This is a genomic window from Labilibaculum antarcticum, assembly GCF_002356295.1.
GTDB lineage: Bacteria > Bacteroidota > Bacteroidia > Bacteroidales > Marinifilaceae > Labilibaculum > Labilibaculum antarcticum.
The window spans coordinates 3899260-3919151 of sequence record NZ_AP018042.1; the positions used below are offsets into that span (position 1 = coordinate 3899260).

Below are 19892 nucleotides of genomic sequence, written 5' to 3' on the forward strand. Positions count from 1 at the left end.
TAAGGTAGCCTAGGGCTACCTTATTAATTGATCACTGGTTATGGTGTTGTTATTGAACCAGCTCCAGTTCTAAAATTAAGGGAAATATTATCTCCAGCAGTAGCATTAACTCTTGCCTGATCACCGCCAGTTCCACGAAACTCAATATTTCCATCAAGAACCATAAATTCGGCTTGCCACCAATCACAGTTTAGTGTCGAAGCTGCAACATACATCCGCAACTCACCATCATTAGGAACACCTTCAAATTTAATACCTTCATTGGTGTTGTCAATAGTAAATAAGTCATTAGGATCTGCACCATCCCATCCACCAAATACATCACCCATACCATAAACTATTGGTTCTGCAATTTCGATAGTATTGTTAGAAAGATCTACTACAACCATGTAGTAACCTGCAGTTGAAGGAACTGGAATATCACCGCCACCAATAGCATACACGCCATTTGTTGCATCTCCTGTGATACCAAAATCTCCGCCTGCCCATTCTGCTTGAGGTGCCATTTTGAAATTACCTGATCCTTTCATCCAAACAATCTTCCAGAAAAGTTCAGGATGACTGTTAACAGGAACTAATTGAAGTGGTTGAAACCAGTTCCAATCTTCTTCAGGTAGACCAACACCATTTCCAGTCATAAATAATTCAGTAGGGAAAACTGGTACTGCTTCAATTGTATATATTCCTTTGTTAAGATCTACAGTAATAGTATATTCCAAATCACCTCCGTCAAAAGTAATGTTGTTATTCTTATCCTTTGGTGCTAAAATACCGGAATTACCATCGCCATCTGCATCAGCCCAATCTAGATCGCCCCATGAAGTTTGACCTAAAAACTTAATTTGAGCTCCGTCCTTAAGCACTTTTTGAATAGAGAATACACCTTCTTCTTGTTTTGTGAAAGCAATACCTGCCTCAGGACTCCATTCTGCATCTACAGAATTGTAACTGCCTGCAATGTAAAGATTGTCATAGTCATAGCTATATGTAGCTCCACCAAATACATATTCTTCAATTGTCAAAGTACTGTTTACAAAATCTGCTGTAACAGCATACCATCCAGTTTCACCCGTAAATTTGAAGTTTTCTGCTTCATCATTGGCAGCCATAATGTTGTCAGAAACCGCAGCGAATTTATTAAAGTTGTAATCGTAACCATCGCTTGCTTGCTTTTCCGAAAATTTAAATAGACCATCTTTTGTAAGTTTCAGATACTTTGTAAAGATGTTATCTGCGCCATATGATTTTAATGCTTCTGTTACTTCAACAGCAGCAGTTGCTGAACCAAAGATATAAAAATCAGTAGGAATAGGTACATCCAGATAAGGTGTCACCTTCATTGCAAACGAAGCAGTGTACAAACTATTAAGATCCTCGTTAGCAAATGCCCTGATTCTTGCTTCAAGCTCTACCATTTTTGCAGGAGCATATCTGCTAGAAATCAAAGTATTTAATCCACCAACAGTAATTGATGTACTTGTCTCCGATACTCGATCAAACTCTAAGGCATTTTTAAATTCATTACCTACAGTATCAATTTGGACATAGTATCTTACTCCAATAGGATCAGCATATGTCGCAGCAGACCAGTTTAAATCGATTATAGTTTCTTTTTCATTCTTTTTCTCAAGAATCAGATCTATAGCTTCGGTTACTTCTGTTAATACCGGGGCAGTTCCTTGAACTGGCTCAGTTACATTTGGTGTATCAAAATCGTCTTCGCATCCGATAAAGAGAACAGCCAATAGTGATATAAATAAATATTTTATATTTTTCATTTTTTATTCAATTTTACCAGTTTGATTAATAAAGTCTAGCGTTATAGTCTTTTCACCTGCTGTAATATTTAACCTATCCTGATCACCACCATCAGCTCTGTATTCAATTTTTCCATCAAGGAATATGAATTCAGCATGCCACCAGTCTGTAGCGGAAATGTATGGATGTGTAACATGAAGCCTTAGTTCGTTAGCTGATAAGGTTTTAGTCAAATACATTGTCTTGTTGTCAGCATCCAACTTAAATTTGTTAGCTTCTACAACAGAAGCAACAGGCCACACTGTGCCGATTGTTTCACCACATATATAAATATTAGCAGGTTCAACCAACAGCTTATTATTTGCCATATCTACACCAACAGTATAATATCCAGCGGTTCCTGGTACTGGTATATCTATACCTCTGTCTTCATCAGTTCCCAAATTAGTTCCCAATGTGTATTCGCCACTAACAGCATTTCCAATTCTTCCTATCACTCCCTTGTAGTTCTCATCCGAACACAGTTTAAAGCTTCCTGTAGCTTCCATCCAAACAATAATCCAAGTATCATCAGGTTCACTGTTAACCTTAATAAATTTAAGCTTATTGTTTTGAGCAACGCGTCCTACACCATCACCAAAAAGATAAAAAGTATTTGGAGCAAAAAGAATATCCAGGTAAGGAGTAGTTTTAAAGTTTACTACTGAAGAGTATAATGTATCAACTCCTTGAAGTGAATAGGTTATTACCCTTGCAGATACTGTAGTCTCTTCACCTACAGTTAATTCAAGGTCTTCTGTAAGAACCTCGTTAAGAGTACCTACGGTGAATGTGAATGCATTATCAGCTGCATTAATATCAAAAGTAACTGGATTAGAAAATTCAGTTGTAGTAGAAAATTGAAGTTTATGTGTTGTAACAAGATCTACGCCGTAAGATGCAGGAGTATAATTTACCTGAATGGTTTCGCCTTTTGTAGCTTTTGATATGGCCAAAGTTTCACCAAAACCGTTAATGCCCGTTGCTGGTGTGTACTCTGAGTCATTTAGTTGTAGGATATCATCATCATCGCATGAAGAAAAGCCAATTGCGAGAAGTAATATTAGTATGTATTTTATATTTTTCATAACGTGTCTTTTTAATCTATTAATAACCCGTGATATTCGACAGATTTGGATTGGCATTTATATCCGACGATGGAATAGGGAATACATTATATCTTACATCCGTATTTTTTCCGTCTGCTACAGCACCTTTCCAAGGCCAATTGTAATTTCCATCTGTTAATTTACCAAAGCGAATAAGGTCGGTTCTTCTGTGACACTCCCAATAAAGCTCACGAGCTCTTTCGTCAAGTAAAAAATCTAGAGTTAAATCAGATGCTATAATGTTTCCTGATGTATCTCCATATGCTCTTTCTTTTAGTTCGTTGATATAGCCAATAGCTGTTGCCATATCGCCACCTGTACCACCACGAACAACAGCTTCAGCATATGTTAAGTAAAAGTCTGCCAGTCTGTAAAGTGGAAAATCAGTATCAGGGAACGAAAGGTTTGAACCAACAGCTCCCGTTGAAGTAACATTTTTGAACTTACGCAACGCATATCCATCTCTAAAGTTGAAAATATCTTCTATTTCAAGATTTTGTCCTTCAGTATAGAACATTCCTCTTTTATCTGTTCCTGTAGCATCAGGGAAAAGGTTTACAAAAGATTCTGTGGTTCTGTTACCACCCCATCCACCGTCGATACCGGACTCGCTTGCAGGCATATCACCTCCAACTGTTGAGTGAAGTAAAAATGTCATACCTCCCCATGATTGAGTGCTGTTTCCATCTGATATTATAGGGAAAATGATCTCATTAGTTCTTAAATGATTATCAGCTAAGAATAGGTTCGCATAAACTGGTTCAAGAGAATATCCGCCACCAATAATTTTATTGCAATACGTAATAGCTTCGGTGTATTTAGGTACTCCAATATAAACCTCTGCATTTAAGTACATCTTAGCCAGAATTGCCCATGCTAAACCTTTATCAGCTCTACCATATTCATTTGTTCCCGGCTCAGCTAATTCAGTCTCAATTGTTGTAAGTTCAGACTCGATATAATCAAATATTTGTTGTTGTGTAGCCATCTCAGGGAAGAAAAACGAACCAATTTCATCCTCTTCCGTAACAAATGGACCACGTCCAAACATATCCAACATATGGTAATAACTTAATGCTCTTAAAGCTCTGGCTTCATCACTAAAAGCTTTGTACTCAGATTGGCCATCTGTTAGTTTAATCAGATTATTACAATAAGTAATTTGAAGCGCTATTCGATAATACATTGCTTTTACAAACTCGTTTGAGCTGTCCCAGTCTTGATCGTGTAAATCTCTTAAATTACCATCATTCCAGGCACAAATAGCTTCATCGGTTGGTAGTTCCTGGTGATTCCATAATAGTCTTAAATAAGATGAAAAACTACCATCAATACTACTAATATCTGGTTCGCCGTCAACTGCTGTTTGACCTCCTAAAATCAGGCCAGCATAACATTTTGCTAAGAGTTGTTTATACGAATCAGCATCAGTCAAAACAGTCTCTGCTGTTCTGATATCCTCATCAAGAGGTTCCGTATTCAAATCATCAGTACATGATACAAATGCAAATAATAATGCAAATGCAATCATGATATAATTTGTTTTAAAATATTTTTTAGTCATAATTAATACATTTATAGATTAAAATTTCACATTTAATCCAAACAAGAATGTTCTTGGTCTTGGATATACATCATTGTCAATTCCACCGTTTACTTCAGGATCTAATCCACTATAATCGGTTATAACAATAGCATTCTGAACGGTTGCAAATGCTCTGGCATTAATATCAAAACCTAAAAGTGGTTTTAATATTTTGGTAAAGTTATATCCTAGAGTTATATTATCTATTCTAAAGAAGGATGCATCCTCAAGGAAATAATCAGAATATTGTTGAGCAGTTTCAAACTTTGATTTATTAATCTCAGTTGGCATGTTTGTTAAGTATTCATTGACAGTCATTTCCTGATAACGACCACCTACAATAACATTGTTGTATATTTGTCCGCCAAGACCAACTCTACCGTTAAATCCAAAATCAAAATCTTTATATTTTATGCTTGATGAGAATCCTATATTATAATCTTGCGCAGGATCTTCAGCATAGTATTTATCGGCTGTTGTGATTTGCCCGTCCTTATTTCTATCTACATAAAGACCTTCAATTGGTTTCCCTAAGCTATTATATACTTGTTCGTATACATAAAAAGTATTTAGAGAGTGTCCAACAGCATTGATCTGGATATTGTTTCCAACACCAACTCCACTAATACCACCTGTTTCAACTCCTCTGTAATTAGGATCATCATAATTTGTCAGACGGGTAATTTCATTCTTGTTGTAAGAAAGATTAAAGCCAACTTCCCAAAACAAATCTTTTGTATCGATTGCTATTGCATTAATAGCGAATTCGAAACCATTGTTTTCCAAATCACCAACATTTGTCAACAGTAAGTCGGTAAAATTTGTTCCTGCAGGTACTGGAATAGTGTTTAGCAGATCTTTTGTTTTACGCTTATATATATCGATAGAACCATTAACTTTGTTATTAAAAAATCCAAAGTCGAGGCCTGCATTATAGGTTGTCGTTTTTTCCCACTGTAATCCTTCGTCGTATCCATCAGGTCTTAATAAAGTATAAAACTGATCTCCGAATTGATATCTTGTTCTTGAATCACTTAATCGGTAAGTTCCCATATACGGATAGTCTCCTTGTCCTAATTCTTGCTGACCCGTGATACCGTAACCCAAACGAACTTTAGCATTACTTACTACATCGATATTCTTAAGGAATGACTCTTCACTCATTCTCCAGGCAAATGCTGCTGAAGGGAAAACACCCCATCTGTTATCTTCGTGGAATCTTGAGGAACCATCTTGACGTACTGTACCTGTAAGGATATACTTATTCTTAAATGTGTAGTTGGCTCTACCGAAGAATGAAACCAAATAATTTTCTGTTTCATTTTTTGAATCTTCAATCTGATCATTATTTCTGTCAACTTCGAAAGCTGATGATTTTGACCAGAAATGTTGCCACTCATAACCACCCATTACATTTATTTTACTATCCAAAGATGGAAGGTCTTTATCATACGTCAGGTAAAAGTCGACTAATTCATTCTTTTTCTCCTGAGTGTAATCTCTTTTTACACCTGTAGAAGAAGCTCTTACCCATGAAGCATCCATATCAGTATTTACATCACCATCACTATCAGAGTAATCATAGCCTAATTTCATGCTTGCTTTTAAATCTGGAAGAAAATGTAATTTATAATCTGCCTGAAAGTCTGCAATTACTCTTGAAACATCAGAATTATCATCTTTTTGTTGTAATTGAGCAACAGGGTTACGTGTTGCATTCACATTTCGCGAACCGTCACTCATTAACCATGTTGTATAGCCTCCGTAGATACCTGTGTTATTAAAAACAGATTGTGTAGGATCCATGCGTAAAGCGTTCCCTATGGCACCTTTATCAGCGAATTGATTTTCAATCTGCATATATTTCACACCTATATTTATCTTTAAATATTCGTCGAAAAAGCTAGGATTAACATTTAAAGTTCCTGTTGTTCTTTGCATTTCAGAAGTCCGCAAAATACCTTTCTGATCAGTGTAACCAGCCGAAACTCTAAAAGGGACATTTTTGTACGAACCCGAAATACCAACATTATGCTCATGACCTGTTGCATCTCTGTATATTTCATCTTGCCAGTCTGTAGAAGCTGCCCCCAATAAATCAGGATTAACTGAAGAATTATTTACAGCTCTTGCAGTCACTAAAGTTCTATAGTCATCAGCATTTAAAACATCTAAAGTCTCTTTAATTTTACCTATTGAAAATTTAGCGTCATAGGTAACTTGTATTTTTTGCCCTGCTTTTCCTTTTTTAGTTGTAATAAGAATTACACCATTCGAAGCGCGTGATCCGTAAATAGCAGTTGCCGATGCATCTTTCAATACAGTAAAGGTTTCAATATCATTAGGGTTTAATGAACTTAAAACATTACTCATTCCATCAATTCCCCTGTTATCTAAAGGCATTCCATCAATTACAATTAATGGATCGTTACTTGCGGACATTGAAGAACCTCCACGAATTCGAATTGTTGATCCTGAACCTGGAGCACCTCCATCATTTACGATTTGTACACCAGCAATCTTACCTACAATTAAATCTTGAGGTGAACTAGTTGTACCTTGGTTAAAATCATCTGATTTTACTGTAAAGACCGATCCCGTAGCATCGTCCTTTCTGACTTGACCATATCCAACAATTACTACTTCGGAAAGGTTTTCAGTTTCAATACTTAAAATTACATTGATTTGAGATTGTGAACCCACTAAAATTTCCTGCGGACGATATCCCACAAAAGAGTAAATAAGAGTGGCGTTGGCGTCTACACTTAACGTGTAACTTCCGTCAATGTCGGTGGATGTTCCTATAGTTGTTCCTTTTACAACTACTGAAACACCAGGAATTCCGATGCCATCGTTTGCATCGGTAACTAAACCAGTAACTACTTTTTCCTGTGCATGTATAATGGTAAAAGAAAATGCCATTACAAACATGAGGAGTAGTTTTCTAAGCCTACTAATGTTAAGTTTCATAAATGAGAAATTTAAGATAAATTAGTTAATTAGTTAATTGGTTAAGGTGTTTTAGATAAAATATGAACTCGTGTTTCCGACTTGGGTTCTTCCTTTTTAACTTTCTAAAATTACCCTAACGTTAAGTTAGCCTTTTTTCATTCTGTAATCAAAGATATATGAAGATGTAATTTTTTGTTAAATGTTTGGTAAATAAGTGAAAATAAATCACTGCAAACGTCACCGCAAACGTTTGATATTTAAATATATCTATAAGTGAATTAATTCAGAATAAACAGCAATTACAACAGGGAATTGTTTAATTTTTCCTATATTTACAAAGCTTGTAACAAGTATAGTTCGTGTGTTGTAATGTGCTCAATGCCAATTTGTTGCGTGTGGTTTTCTTAGGGTGTTAATATTTATTATTATACAAATTTTATATGAGAAGCGGGCAAGTTACAATCAAAGACATAGCCAAAGAATTAGGAATTTCTGCCTCCACTGTTTCAAGAGCACTTAAAGATCATCCTGATATTAGTGTTAAAACTAAGGAGGCTGTTAATGAACTGGCCAAAAAATGGCATTACAAGCCAAATTTAGTAGCCCTTAGTTTGCGAAATAGTAAAACGAATATAATAGGTGTTATTATACCTGAAATTGTTCATCATTTTTTTTCTTCGGTAATTAGTGGTATTGAAGATATTGCCTCCAAAGCTGGATACAATGTGATGATTTTTCAATCGAATGAGTCCTATATAAGAGAGATGGCTAATGTGCAGGCATTGCTTTCGAGTCGTGTTGATGGTGTTTTGGTTTCAATGTCAAAGGAAACAAAAGATCACAGCCATTTTCGTGAATTAAGAGACAATGGAATTCCAATTGTATTTTTTGATCGTGTTTGTAATGATTTGTCTTCTGATAATGTAATTGTAGATGATTTTGCAGGAGCTTTTGCTGCAGTAGAACATCTAATTAAAATAGGGTGCAGAAGAATTGCACATTTATCGGCACCTCAGCATATGTTATTGGCTCAAAACCGCCAGAAAGGTTATCGCCAGGCTATGTTAAAACACAAAATTCCAATTGATGAAAATTTAATTATTAAATGTGATAGTTTTGATGAGGCAATTCTAAAAACTCCTGATTTGCTTGCTTTGCCTGAACCACCTGATGCGATATTTGCTGTGAATGAATTAACTGCTGCCGGTGCACTTTTGATGGTGAAGAAATCAGGCTTACGAGTTCCTGAAGATATTTCCATCGTTGGGTTTACTGATGGTGTGGTTTCCCGAATTACTGATCCATCATTGACCACTCTTGAACAGCATGGTTTTGAGATAGGTTTGAAAGCTGCAGAGCTGATTGTGGAAAGAATTTCGTCGGGAGAAATGGATTATGAGCCTGTTACAAAAGTGGTTAAAACCAGTTTGATTGTAAGAGGATCAACCAGACAGATATAATATTCCCTACTACATGTATAAAAAGTTGCTTCGGGCAACTTTTTTTATGCCCCAAAAAGTCTTCTAATTCGTAATAATTGCATAAAAGACATCTTGCTTTATTAAATAATGCATTTTTTTAGAATTCGTTGCAAACGTTTGATATAGGCTGTTAAGCCTATTTTAACTGGGTTTATTGGGTTTTGTTGAATTTGGATTTTGACAAATCGTATTTTTTTTTCTATTTTTGACGGTGGAGGGAAACCTCCTTTCCGACTTAATTTATATTTACTTCCTTATTAATATGATCTCGTTTCCGGATAAGAAGATGGAAATGACACAGATCTACTATTTGTTTAATACATATGTTGTGTTAAATGATTAGGTTAGTCCATTCTGTTGCAGGTTATTATCACCTGTATGTGGATCTATTATTCCAAAATTTTATCAGTAATAAAAATTGCTTGTAGTATTGCTCATTATTGGGGAGTATGATCTGTATGTATTTTATGGATCATATCAACTAGCGATTTGTTGCATGTGAATAGAATATGTAAAGCATAGTACAGAAAAGACATAATTTAACTATCAAATGAAAAAACAACCTCGTTTAAGTTTTTGGCAAATCTGGAATCTGAGTTTCGGTTTTTTAGGTGTGCAGTTTGGTTTTGCTTTGCAAAATGCAAATGCCAGTCGGATTTTATCAAATTTAGGTGCCGACCTGCACTCATTATCATTGTTTTGGTTGGTTGCTCCCGTAATGGGACTTTTAATACAACCTGTAGTTGGAGCCGCCAGCGATAAAACCTGGACCCGACTTGGTCGAAGAACACCTTATATATTAGGAGGGGCTATTTTTTCAATGATAGCAATGTTTTTCATGCCTAATGCGCCTAATGTTATTTCGGCTGGTGGTATTGGTGCCTTACTATTTGGTGCTGTTATGCTTGCCGTAATGGATGGTTCGTTTAATGTTACTTTTCAGCCTTTTAGAGCTTTAGTGGCAGATATGACACCTGAAGAACAAAGAAATGTTGGCTATTCTGTCCAAAGTTTCTTAATTAATGTTGGAGCGGTTATTGGATCTGCCTTGCCTTTTATTTTAACTGCTTTTGGGGTGCAAAATGATGCTCCGGCAGGAGAAGTTGCAGATTCTGTAATTTGGTCGTTTTACTTAGGTGGATCGATTCTCTTATTAAGCGTATTGGTAACCGTTTTTAAAACGAAAGAACATCCGCCGGCAGAATTTGAAGCATATAATAATATTACGGCAGAAGATAAAGAAAAAAACGAAAGTATTTTTTCCTTGCTAAAAAACTTGCCAACAACGATGAAACAGCTTGCCTTGGTGCAACTTCTTTCGTGGTTTCCGCTGTTTTTGATGTGGGTATATGCAACTCCTGCTATTGCTCAACATTATTGGAATACTCCAATTGGTGATGCCAGTTCTCCAGCTTACAATGAAGCAGCTAATTGGGTTGGTATTTGTTTTGCCGCTTATAGTTTATTTGCAGCCCTGTTTTCAATTATCATGCCTTGGTTTATTCGCAAAACAAGCCGGAAATTTGTTTATTCTTTTGCTCTGGTTTTTGGAGGCTTAGGATATATTTCAACCTACTTCTTTCACGATCAATACATGTTGTTAGTGTCTATGGTAGGAATTGGTTTTGCCTGGGCTGCAATATTAGCAATGCCTTATGCAATTTTATCGGGTGTGCTGCCAGCAAAAAGCATGGGAGTTTACATGGGACTATTCAACTTAACAGTTGTAATTCCGCAAATTATTAGTGGGGTATTTGGAGGAACAATTTTAAAAGTATTCTTCCAGGAACAAGCTATTTATATTCTGGTACTCTGCGGCGTTTTAATGTTATTCGGTTCAGTTTCAGTCTTTTTTATTAAAACACAAGAGGATTCAAAATTATAATTTTTATTTACTGATGGAAAAGATAAGTGCATGTATATTTGATTTAGATGGAGTAGTGGTAGATACAGCGAAGTATCATTACATCGCATGGAAAAGTATAGCCAACGAGTTAGGCTTTGACTTCACCGAGGAGGATAATGAGAGATTGAAAGGCGTGAGCCGAATGACCTCTTTGGATATTCTTCTTTCGATTGGTGGAGTTGAGCTTGATCAGGAAACTAAACTGGCATTGGCCGATAAGAAAAACAAAAACTATTTGGAGTACATATTAAGAATGACTCCTGATGAAATTCTTCCTGGAGTGAAAGAATTTATAACGGTACTTAGATCCAACGGGGTGAAGATTGCTTTGGGATCTGCGAGTAAAAATGCGATGACTATTTTGAATCAGTTAGAGCTTACCGATTATTTTGATGTGGTTGTTGATGGAACTCATGTGAGCAATGCAAAGCCGGATCCGGAAGTGTTTCTAAAAGGAGCAGAGCTTCTTAAGGTTGCACCTTCTGAATGCGTGGTATTTGAGGATGCTGAAGCTGGAGTTGAAGCTGCAATTAACGGCAAAATGAAGTGTGTTGGAATTGGTTCTCCTGATGTGTTGGGAAAAGCAAATATTGTAGTTCCCGGTTTTGTCGGGTTTTCTATGAGTCAATTGAACTTTTAAGGACATAGGTAGGATTATTTTTAAAAGGAAATCAATATGAATGAATATTTAAAACACGATGAATGGTGCATGATCGAGGAGGGATTTACTCCTGAGAATCATCGCTCATCTGAAAGCATATTTAGTCTGGGTAATGGAAATATGGGCCAAAGAGCCATGTTTGAAGAACATTACTCAGGAAAAACATTACAAGGAACTTATGTCGCAGGTGTTTATTATCCTGATAAAACCAGAGTAGGTTGGTGGAAAAACGGCTACCCGGAATATTTTGCGAAGGTATTGAATGCGCCAAATTGGATTGGAATTGATGTGAAAATCAATGGTGAAATGCTTGATCTTGCGAAATGTAAAGTGAGCGAATTTGTTCGCACATTAAACATGCAGGAAGGTGTTTTGATTCGTTCATTTGTTGCTGAAATGTCAAACGGGAACCAGATTCAGGTAAACGCAAAACGTTTTTTGAGTATTGTGACTTCCGAAGTCGGAGCAATTCGTTATTCTGTTGCGGCTTTAAATTTTGATGGACAAATTAGTTTCAATCCGTACCTCGATGCAGATGTAGCTAATGAGGATTCAAACTACGATGAGAAGTTCTGGGATGTATTAATCTGCAAATCCAGTAATGGTGAAGGTTTTATTACCGCAAAAACCAAGAAATTGGATTTCCATGTTTGTATAGGAATGAAATATGACGTATACAAAGATGGACAGAAATTGGAAATGCTACCTTCTATAAAGGAAGAGACTAAATACGTATCCAATACCGTTGAGTTTGACGTTAAACAAGGAGAAGAACTTAGCCTATATAAGTATGCAGGTGTCTTAAGTTCATTAAATCACGATAAGAATGAAATTCTTGAGGATGCGCAAAAAGTAGTTGCAGAAGCATACGAAAAAGGATATGAATCTCTTTTAGAGGAACATGTGGCTGCATGGGCATCTAAATGGGCGAATAGTGATATTACTATTGAAGGCGATGTTGCTGCTCAACAAGCCATTCGTTTTAATATTTTTCAATTGAATCAGACCTATACGGGTGAAGATGAGAGATTAAATATTGGACCAAAAGGGTTTACTGGTGAGAAATATGGTGGATCTACCTATTGGGATACAGAAGCTTATTGTGTTCCCTTCTATTTGAGTACTTCTAAGCCTGAGGTTACCCGTAATTTATTGATTTATCGTCATAAACACTTGCAAAAGGCAATTGAGAATGCTGAAAAATTAGGTTTTACCAATGGTGCGGCTTTGTATCCAATGGTAACCATGAATGGGGAAGAATGTCACAATGAGTGGGAGATTACTTTTGAAGAAATTCACCGTAACGGTGCCATTGCTTTTGCTATTTACAATTATATCCGTCATACGGATGATAAAGATTATTTAGCAGAATTTGGTTTGGATGTATTAATTGGTATTTCACGGTTCTGGAGTCAGAGGGTTAACTATTCTGAAGCGAAGAAGAAGTATGTGATGCTTGGTGTTACCGGACCTAACGAGTATGAAAATAACATCAACAACAACTGGTATACAAGTACCATTGCGAATTGGTGTATGAAATATACTCAGGAAGCTATGGCTCATGTGAAGGAAACCAATTCTTCTCGGTTTAATGAAATCATGAACAATCTGAAATTCGATTTTGATGCTGAAACGGCAAAATGGAATGATATCATTGATAACATGTATTATCCGGTTGACGAGGAAACAGGTGTATTCTTACAGCAGGATGGTTATTTGGATAAAGAACAAATTCTGGCTGCCGATTTAGATCCTAAAGTACGTCCAATCAATCAGCATTGGTCATGGGATAGAATCCTGCGATCATGTTTCATCAAACAAGCGGATGTTTTACAAGGCGTTTACTTATTCGAAGATCAGTTCGATGAAGAAACAATCAAGAAAAATTACGATTTTTACGAGTCAAGAACACTTCATGAATCATCACTTTCACCTTGTATTCACTCTATTCTTGCAGCTAAAATTGGTGATATTGAAGGAGCTTACGATCTGTATTTAAGAACTTCCCGTTTGGATATTGACGATTACAATATGGAAGTGCACGAAGGTCTGCATATCACAAGTATGGCTGGAACATGGATGTCGATTGTGGAAGGTTTTGGCGGAATGAGAGTTCAAAACGGACAATTAATATTTAAGCCTCTAATTCCTAAGGAATGGAAATCCTATTCATTTAAAGTTCGATTTAGAGGAAATTTACTGAATGTGAGAGTATCTGCCGATGAAGTGGGTGTAATCAACGAAGAAGGTGATGATATTTCCTTATTCCTAATTGATGACGAATACGTAATTAAAAAGGATAGTAGTTTGGTAATTGAGCATTCTTAATTTATGATAACAATAATAATAATTTCAGGATAAGGGGATTTCTCTTATCCTGAAATTATATAATGGCCTTAATTTTAATGGCACTGAAAAACAAATTATATGCATATGAAAGCTTCTTTGATATCTTTACTAATGGTTTCTTTTTTTAGCATGAACTGCCTTGCTGAGAAGTTGAAAATTGAAAGAGTAGAACCTATGTTTTGGTGGGTGGATATGAAGAATCCAAATTTGCAACTGCTGATTCATGGCGAAAATATTTCGAAGTGTGATGTTTCGATGAATTATCCGGGAGTTACAATTGAAGGGATAATAAAGACGGATAGACCCAATTATTTATTTGTAAATCTGCTGATTAAAAAAGGAACAAAAGCAGGTAGCTTCGAGATTGTATTTTCTGAAGATGGTAAAAAGAAAGCTGCTTATACTTATGCATTAAAAAATAGAAAAGAAGATTCGGCAAGTCGAAAAGGCTACGATGCATCAGATGTTGTGTATTTGATTATGCCCGACCGATTCGCAAATGGAGATCCAAGTAATGATTCTGTTAAAGGAATGAAAGATAAATTGGATCGCGAAAATCCTGATGGTCGCCATGGTGGAGATATTCAAGGGATTATCGATCATTTGGATTATTTGCAGGAGCTTGGAATTACTGCAATTTGGAATACACCATTAATGGAGGACAACGAACCCAAAACGTCTTACCATACTTACGCAATATCCGATTATTACAAAATAGATGCACGTTTTGGAAGTAATGAGGATTATGCCCGTTTATCCGCGGAAGCAAAAAAACGAGGAATTAAAATTATTATGGATGTGGTGACCAACCATTGTGCTTCGGCTCATTGGTGGATGAACGACCTGCCTTCAAGCGATTGGGTGCATGTTTTTCCTGAATACACCCAATCCAATCATCGTAAGAGTACCACGAATGATCCATATGTTTCCAAAGGAGATTACGAAAAGAATTTTGATGGCTGGTTCGCACGGTCTATGCCTGATTTGAATCAAAAGAACGATTTACTGATTAATTATTTTATTCAGAATACCATTTGGTGGATAGAATATGCCGATTTAGGAGGAATTAGAGTCGATACATATCCTTACAACGATAAAGATGCGATGGCGGTTTATTCAGGTACAATTATGGAGGAATATCCAAATCTGAATATCGTGGGAGAAACATGGTTAAGCTCTCCTGCCGAGATTGCTTACTGGCAAAAAGATGCTGTAAATCATGATGGCTATAATTCTAATTTGCCATGTGTTATGGACTTTTCTTTGTTTGATGCTATGACAAAGGCTTTTATTGAAGATGAAAGTTGGAATACAGGATTGATTCGATTGTATAATTCTCTTTCTTTTGATTACCTATATCCACACACAGACAACTTATTTATTTTTGCTGAGAATCACGATACAGACCATATCATGTCGGTTTTAGAAGGCGACATACAGAAATACAAAAACCTGATGACTTTCCTTCTTACAACAAGAGGAATTCCGCAATTATACTCGGGGACAGAGATCTTGCTGGAAGGCAAAAAGAGTGATGGTGATGGTAAAATGCGTGTTGATTTTCCTGGAGGATGGGAAGGTGATGCGAGAAATGCATTTGTTGCAGAAGGACGAACAGCAAAAGAAAATGAAGCATTCAATTATTTAAAGAAACTATTGAATTGGAGAAAGCAAAATCCGGTAATTCATACAGGTAAATTGATGCATTACGTACCTGAAAATGGCACCTATGTTTATTTCCGAAGCAATTTGCAAAAGACTGTAATGGTGGCGATTAACCAAAATGGAAAGGCACAGGATCTGGATTTGAAACGGTTTTCTGAAAGTTTAAGCTCATTTTCTGCGGGAATAGATGTGATTAGTGAAAAAGAGTTCGATTTGTCGAAGAATAGTATTTCTTTGGCTCCAAACACATCAGTTATATTAGAATTAAAATAAGCGTGATCGGGTGATCACCGGAATAATTAACCTCTGAATATGAGTAAAAGAATTGTTTTACGGTTTTCTATTTTATTGATTGTTGCTCTTGCATCTTTTTCGGCATTTGCACAAAATAGTCAACGGGTTTATCAATCGCATAAAGTGAATGGCAACCAATTGGTACTTGTTACCAATGATGGCAGTTATGAAATTCAGTTTTACAATCAAAACATTGTTGAAACGGCTTTTATCCCAAATGGTGAAGCTGGAAAAGGAGAATCATACGCTGTAGTTTTACAACCGGAACAGACTTCTGTTACTTTGCTTGAAAAGGGGAATGAATTGCAATTCTTGTCTAAGGGGATGAGTGTTTCCATTTCTAAGTCTCCTTTTGATATCAGCTATAGCTATAAAGGCAAGCATTTGATCTCTGAAAAAGAAGGATACGTTAATACGGATAGCACCGAAAATATCGATTTCACTCTGGATAAGGATGAAGTTTTGTTCGGTGGTGGTGCACGTGCTTTGGGCATGAACCGACGCGGCAACCGACTTCAATTATACAATAGAGCTGATTATGGATACGGAACTCATTCCAAATTGATGAATTACACCATGCCTTTGGTGATTTCTTCGAAAATGTATGCCGTTCACTTCGATAATGCACCCATTGGATACTTGGATTTGGATAGTGAAAACACAAATACATTGCGCTACGAAAGCAGTAGCGGACGAAAAGTATATCAAGTAATTGCGTCCGATACTTGGGAGGGTTTTACCTACGAATTTACAAATTTAACGGGCAGACAACCCATGCTTCCCCGATGGAGTTTTGGGAATTTTTCGAGCCGTTTTGGATATCATTCGGAGAGGGAGTGCAGAGAAACAATCGATGAGTTTTTGAAGGATTCGATTCCTGTTGATGCGATTATTTTAGACTTGTTTTGGTTTGGAAAAGAGATGAAAGGGGAAATGGGAAATTTAGCTTTTGAGCGTGATTCATTTCCAACACCCGAAAAAATGATTGCTGATTTCGATGCCAAAGGAGTAAAAACAATCCTGATTACTGAGCCTTTTATTTTGACCACATCTCAACGATGGGACGAAGCTGTAAAAGAAGAAGTTTTGGGAACCGATTCAATTGGGAATCCTTATACCTACGATTTTTATTTCGGTAACACCGGATTGGTGGATGTATTTAAACCGAAAGCGATTGATTGGTTTTGGAATATTTACAAAGGATTGGCCAACAAAGGAGTTGCTGGCTGGTGGGGCGATTTGGGAGAACCGGAAGTTCATCCATCAGCACTTCAGCATGCAAATGGTTCAGCCGATGAGGTACATAATATTTACGGTCATTACTGGGCGAAATTGGTGTATGAAGGTTATCAGAAAGACTTTCCCAATCAACGTCCGTTCATTTTGATGAGAGCGGGAGCTGTTGGATCGCAACGTTACGGAATGGTGCCATGGACCGGCGATGTGAGTCGCTCGTGGGATGGACTAAAGCCACAAACCGAAATCTCTTTGCAGATGGGATTGCAGGGGATTGCTTACATGCATTCCGATTTAGGCGGTTTTGCAGGTGATAATTTAGATGATGAATTGTACACGCGATGGTTGCAGTATGGCGTTTTTCAACCGATTTTTCGTCCGCATGCACAGGAAGCTGTTGCCTCCGAGCCAGTATTTCGTGAAGCAAAAACGAAAGCTTTGGCAAAGAAATCAATTCAATTGAGATACAAGTTGATGCCGTACAATTACACTTTGGCTTTCAAAAATAATCAGACTGGCTTGCCATTGATGCGTCCTCTGTTTTTCGAAGAGCAAAATAACAAAGAATTACTATCTGTTTCGGATACTTACATGTGGGGAGATGCATTTTTGGTATCGACTATTACTGATGCTGGCTTAAAAGAGAAAGACGTGTATATGCCGAACAATTCGGTTTGGTTTGATTTTGTATCCGAAAAGAAATTTGAAGGCGGGAAAAGCTACACCATTACGACAGAAGAAGATCATATTCCTGTTTTTGTGCGTGGCGGTTCTTTCATTCCCATGATTAAAGGAATGCAAAATACCAATGCTTATTCTTTAAAGAATATGACTTTACATTACTATCACGACAAATCAGTTTCAACTAGTAATGGCCAACTGTATAATGATGATGGTGAAACGGCGGGAGCATTTGAAAAAGGACAATACGAGCTGTTATCATTCAGTTCGGCATTTTCAAAATCGAAATTGAAGATTGCTGTCAATACTGAAATAGGGAGCAACTACAAGTCTGTTAAAAAGAAAATCAATTGGGTAATTCACAATATAGAGAAGCAACCAAAGAAAGTAGTCTTAGGGAGAAAATCTACGGATTTCACTTGGGATAAAGAATCAAAAATCCTCCACTTTAAAGGAGAAGTTAAATTAGAAGGAAATCAATCTATTACGATTAAACTAGCGAAATAATGAAGAAATTAGGATATAGCATATTTGTAGCGCTACTGTTTTTGTTTTCGGCATGCGCAACAGCAGAAAAGGAAGTGGCAGAAAAAGATAAGCCATTTGTGTGGGAGGGAGCTAACTTGTACTTTTTATTGACAGATCGTTTTTGCAACGGAACTACAGATAATGATGTGAACTTTGAGCGGGAATTGCCAACAGGTAAACTACGAGGTTTTGAAGGTGGTGATATCAAGGGAATTACTCAGAAAATAAAAGAAGGATATTTTACTGATTTAGGAATTAATGCCATTTGGTTTACGCCGGTTACCGAGCAAATTCACGGATCTGTGGATGAAGGAACAGGTAATACTTATGGTTTTCACGGATATTGGGCCAAGGATTGGACTGCTTTAGATCCGAACTTCGGATCAATGGAGGATTTGGCTGAATTGGTAGAGACTGCTCATGCCAATGGAATTCGAATTGTTATGGATGCCGTAATCAACCATACCGGACCAGCGACAGAGACCGATCCTGCCTGGGAAAAAGAGTGGGTGAGAACTGGACCAACCTGCACTTATCAGAATTTCGAAACTACGACTGAGTGCACGCTGACTGATAATCTGCCCGATCTTAAAACAGAAAGCACACAGGAAGTGACTATTCCTGCAAGCTTGGCTGAGAAATGGAAAAACGAAGGACGTTACGATCAGGAAATGAAAGAATTGGATGAATTCTTTGCTCGCACAGGATATCCTCGTACACCAAAATACCACATGATTAAATGGTTGTGCGATTACATCATTCAGTTTGGAATTGATGGTTATCGCTCAGATACAGTGAAGCATACCGAAGAATCGGTTTGGGCTGATTTTCGTGTTGAGTGTGAATATGCATTTCAATTGTGGAAGAAAAATAATCCTGAAAAGGTATTGGACAATAATGAATTCTATTCGGTGGCTGAGGTATACGGATATAGTATAAGTAATAAATTTGCTTACGATTTTGGCGACAAACAAGTGAATTATTATGCCAATGGATTTACTGATTTAATCAACTTCGAATTTAAATACAACGCACTATCGAGCTACGAAGAATTGTTCTCTAAATATTCTGAAATATTAAATGGCGATTTAAAAGGTTATGGTGTTTTGAATTACTTGACTTCTCATGATGATGGTTCTCCTTTTGATCCAAAGAGAGAAAGAAGCATTGAATCGGCAAATAAATTGTTGTTGTGCCCGGGAACTTCACAAGTGTATTATGGGGATGAAACAGCCAGATCATTGATAATAGAAGGAACTGTTGGCGATGCAACCTTACGTTCGTTTATGAACTGGGGAAAAATTGAAACTGATAAGCATACACAAGCCGTATTGGCTCACTGGCAAAAGCTTGGCAAATTTCGAAGAGATCATCCGGCAGTAGGTGCAGGAATGCATAAAATGATTTCAGAATCGCCTTACGTGTTCAGCAGAACCTACAGCAATGCTGAATTGCAGGATCAGGTTTTTATTGGATTGGATTTACCAAAAGGCGAAAAAGAATTGGTAATTGCTGATTTAGAGGATGGAACCAAATTGCGGGATGCTTATTCCGGTAAGAAAACAAAAGTTGAAAATGGAAAGGTCAGCATTGATACCGAATACGATATTCTGCTTCTAGAGTTGTTGTAATTATTCATACAATTACC

Annotated in this window: 11 protein-coding genes; 7 read left to right on the top strand and 4 right to left on the bottom strand. The window is 36.9% G+C overall.

Annotated features, from left to right (window positions below; genetic code table 11):
* Positions 1 to 38: 38 nt before the first annotated feature.
* From ALGA_RS15335 to ALGA_RS15350, 4 genes are read right to left on the bottom strand one after another with little or no spacing between them, the layout of a single operon-like run.
* Positions 39 to 1778, bottom strand: a complete 1740-nt coding sequence (locus ALGA_RS15335; protein ID WP_096430585.1) for a SusF/SusE family outer membrane protein — start codon at positions 1776 to 1778, stop codon at positions 39 to 41.
* 3 nt (positions 1779 to 1781) lie between these two features.
* Positions 1782 to 2885, bottom strand: coding sequence for a SusE domain-containing protein (locus ALGA_RS15340; RefSeq protein WP_162845452.1), 1104 nt, complete (start codon positions 2883 to 2885; stop codon positions 1782 to 1784).
* Between the two features lie 19 nt (positions 2886 to 2904).
* Positions 2905 to 4470 carry a RagB/SusD family nutrient uptake outer membrane protein gene (locus tag ALGA_RS15345; RefSeq protein ID WP_096430592.1) on the bottom strand — a complete coding sequence of 522 codons (1566 nt, stop codon included), beginning with the start codon at positions 4468 to 4470 and terminating at the stop codon, positions 2905 to 2907.
* Positions 4471 to 4488: 18 nt separating this feature from the next.
* Entirely contained in the window at positions 4489 to 7461 is a 2973-nt protein-coding gene (locus ALGA_RS15350; RefSeq protein WP_197705587.1) for a SusC/RagA family TonB-linked outer membrane protein, read from the bottom strand.
* Positions 7462 to 7883: 422 nt separating this feature from the next.
* Here ALGA_RS15350 and ALGA_RS15355 point away from each other — a divergent pair, with 422 nt between their 5' ends.
* The 7 genes from ALGA_RS15355 to ALGA_RS15385 all read left to right on the top strand — a co-directional run bounded on the left by ALGA_RS15355 (position 7884) and on the right by ALGA_RS15385 (position 19875).
* Positions 7884 to 8903, top strand: coding sequence for a LacI family DNA-binding transcriptional regulator (locus ALGA_RS15355; RefSeq protein WP_096430595.1), 1020 nt, complete (start codon positions 7884 to 7886; stop codon positions 8901 to 8903).
* A 571-nt stretch (positions 8904 to 9474) separates the two neighbouring features.
* Positions 9475 to 10809: an MFS transporter gene (locus ALGA_RS15360; RefSeq protein WP_096430598.1), complete on the top strand. Its 1335-nt coding sequence runs from the start codon at positions 9475 to 9477 to the stop codon at positions 10807 to 10809.
* Between the two features lie 13 nt (positions 10810 to 10822).
* Positions 10823 to 11470 carry a beta-phosphoglucomutase gene (gene pgmB, locus ALGA_RS15365; protein WP_096430601.1) on the top strand — a complete coding sequence of 216 codons (648 nt, stop codon included), beginning with the start codon at positions 10823 to 10825 and terminating at the stop codon, positions 11468 to 11470.
* A 36-nt stretch (positions 11471 to 11506) separates the two neighbouring features.
* A complete protein-coding gene (locus ALGA_RS15370) occupies positions 11507 to 13819 on the top strand; it encodes a glycoside hydrolase family 65 protein (protein ID WP_096430604.1) in 2313 nt (770 codons plus the stop codon).
* Between the two features lie 105 nt (positions 13820 to 13924).
* Positions 13925 to 15778 (top strand): glycoside hydrolase family 13 protein, encoded by a 1854-nt coding sequence (locus tag ALGA_RS15375; RefSeq protein ID WP_096433686.1) that lies wholly within the window; start codon positions 13925 to 13927, stop codon positions 15776 to 15778.
* Between the two features lie 39 nt (positions 15779 to 15817).
* Positions 15818 to 18223 carry a glycoside hydrolase family 31 protein gene (locus ALGA_RS15380; protein WP_096430606.1) on the top strand — a complete coding sequence of 802 codons (2406 nt, stop codon included), beginning with the start codon at positions 15818 to 15820 and terminating at the stop codon, positions 18221 to 18223.
* Positions 18223 to 19875 (top strand): alpha-amylase family glycosyl hydrolase, encoded by a 1653-nt coding sequence (locus ALGA_RS15385; protein ID WP_096430609.1) that lies wholly within the window; start codon positions 18223 to 18225, stop codon positions 19873 to 19875. The genes ALGA_RS15380 and ALGA_RS15385 overlap by 1 nt, the downstream gene beginning before the upstream one ends.
* Positions 19876 to 19892 lie beyond the last annotated feature (17 nt).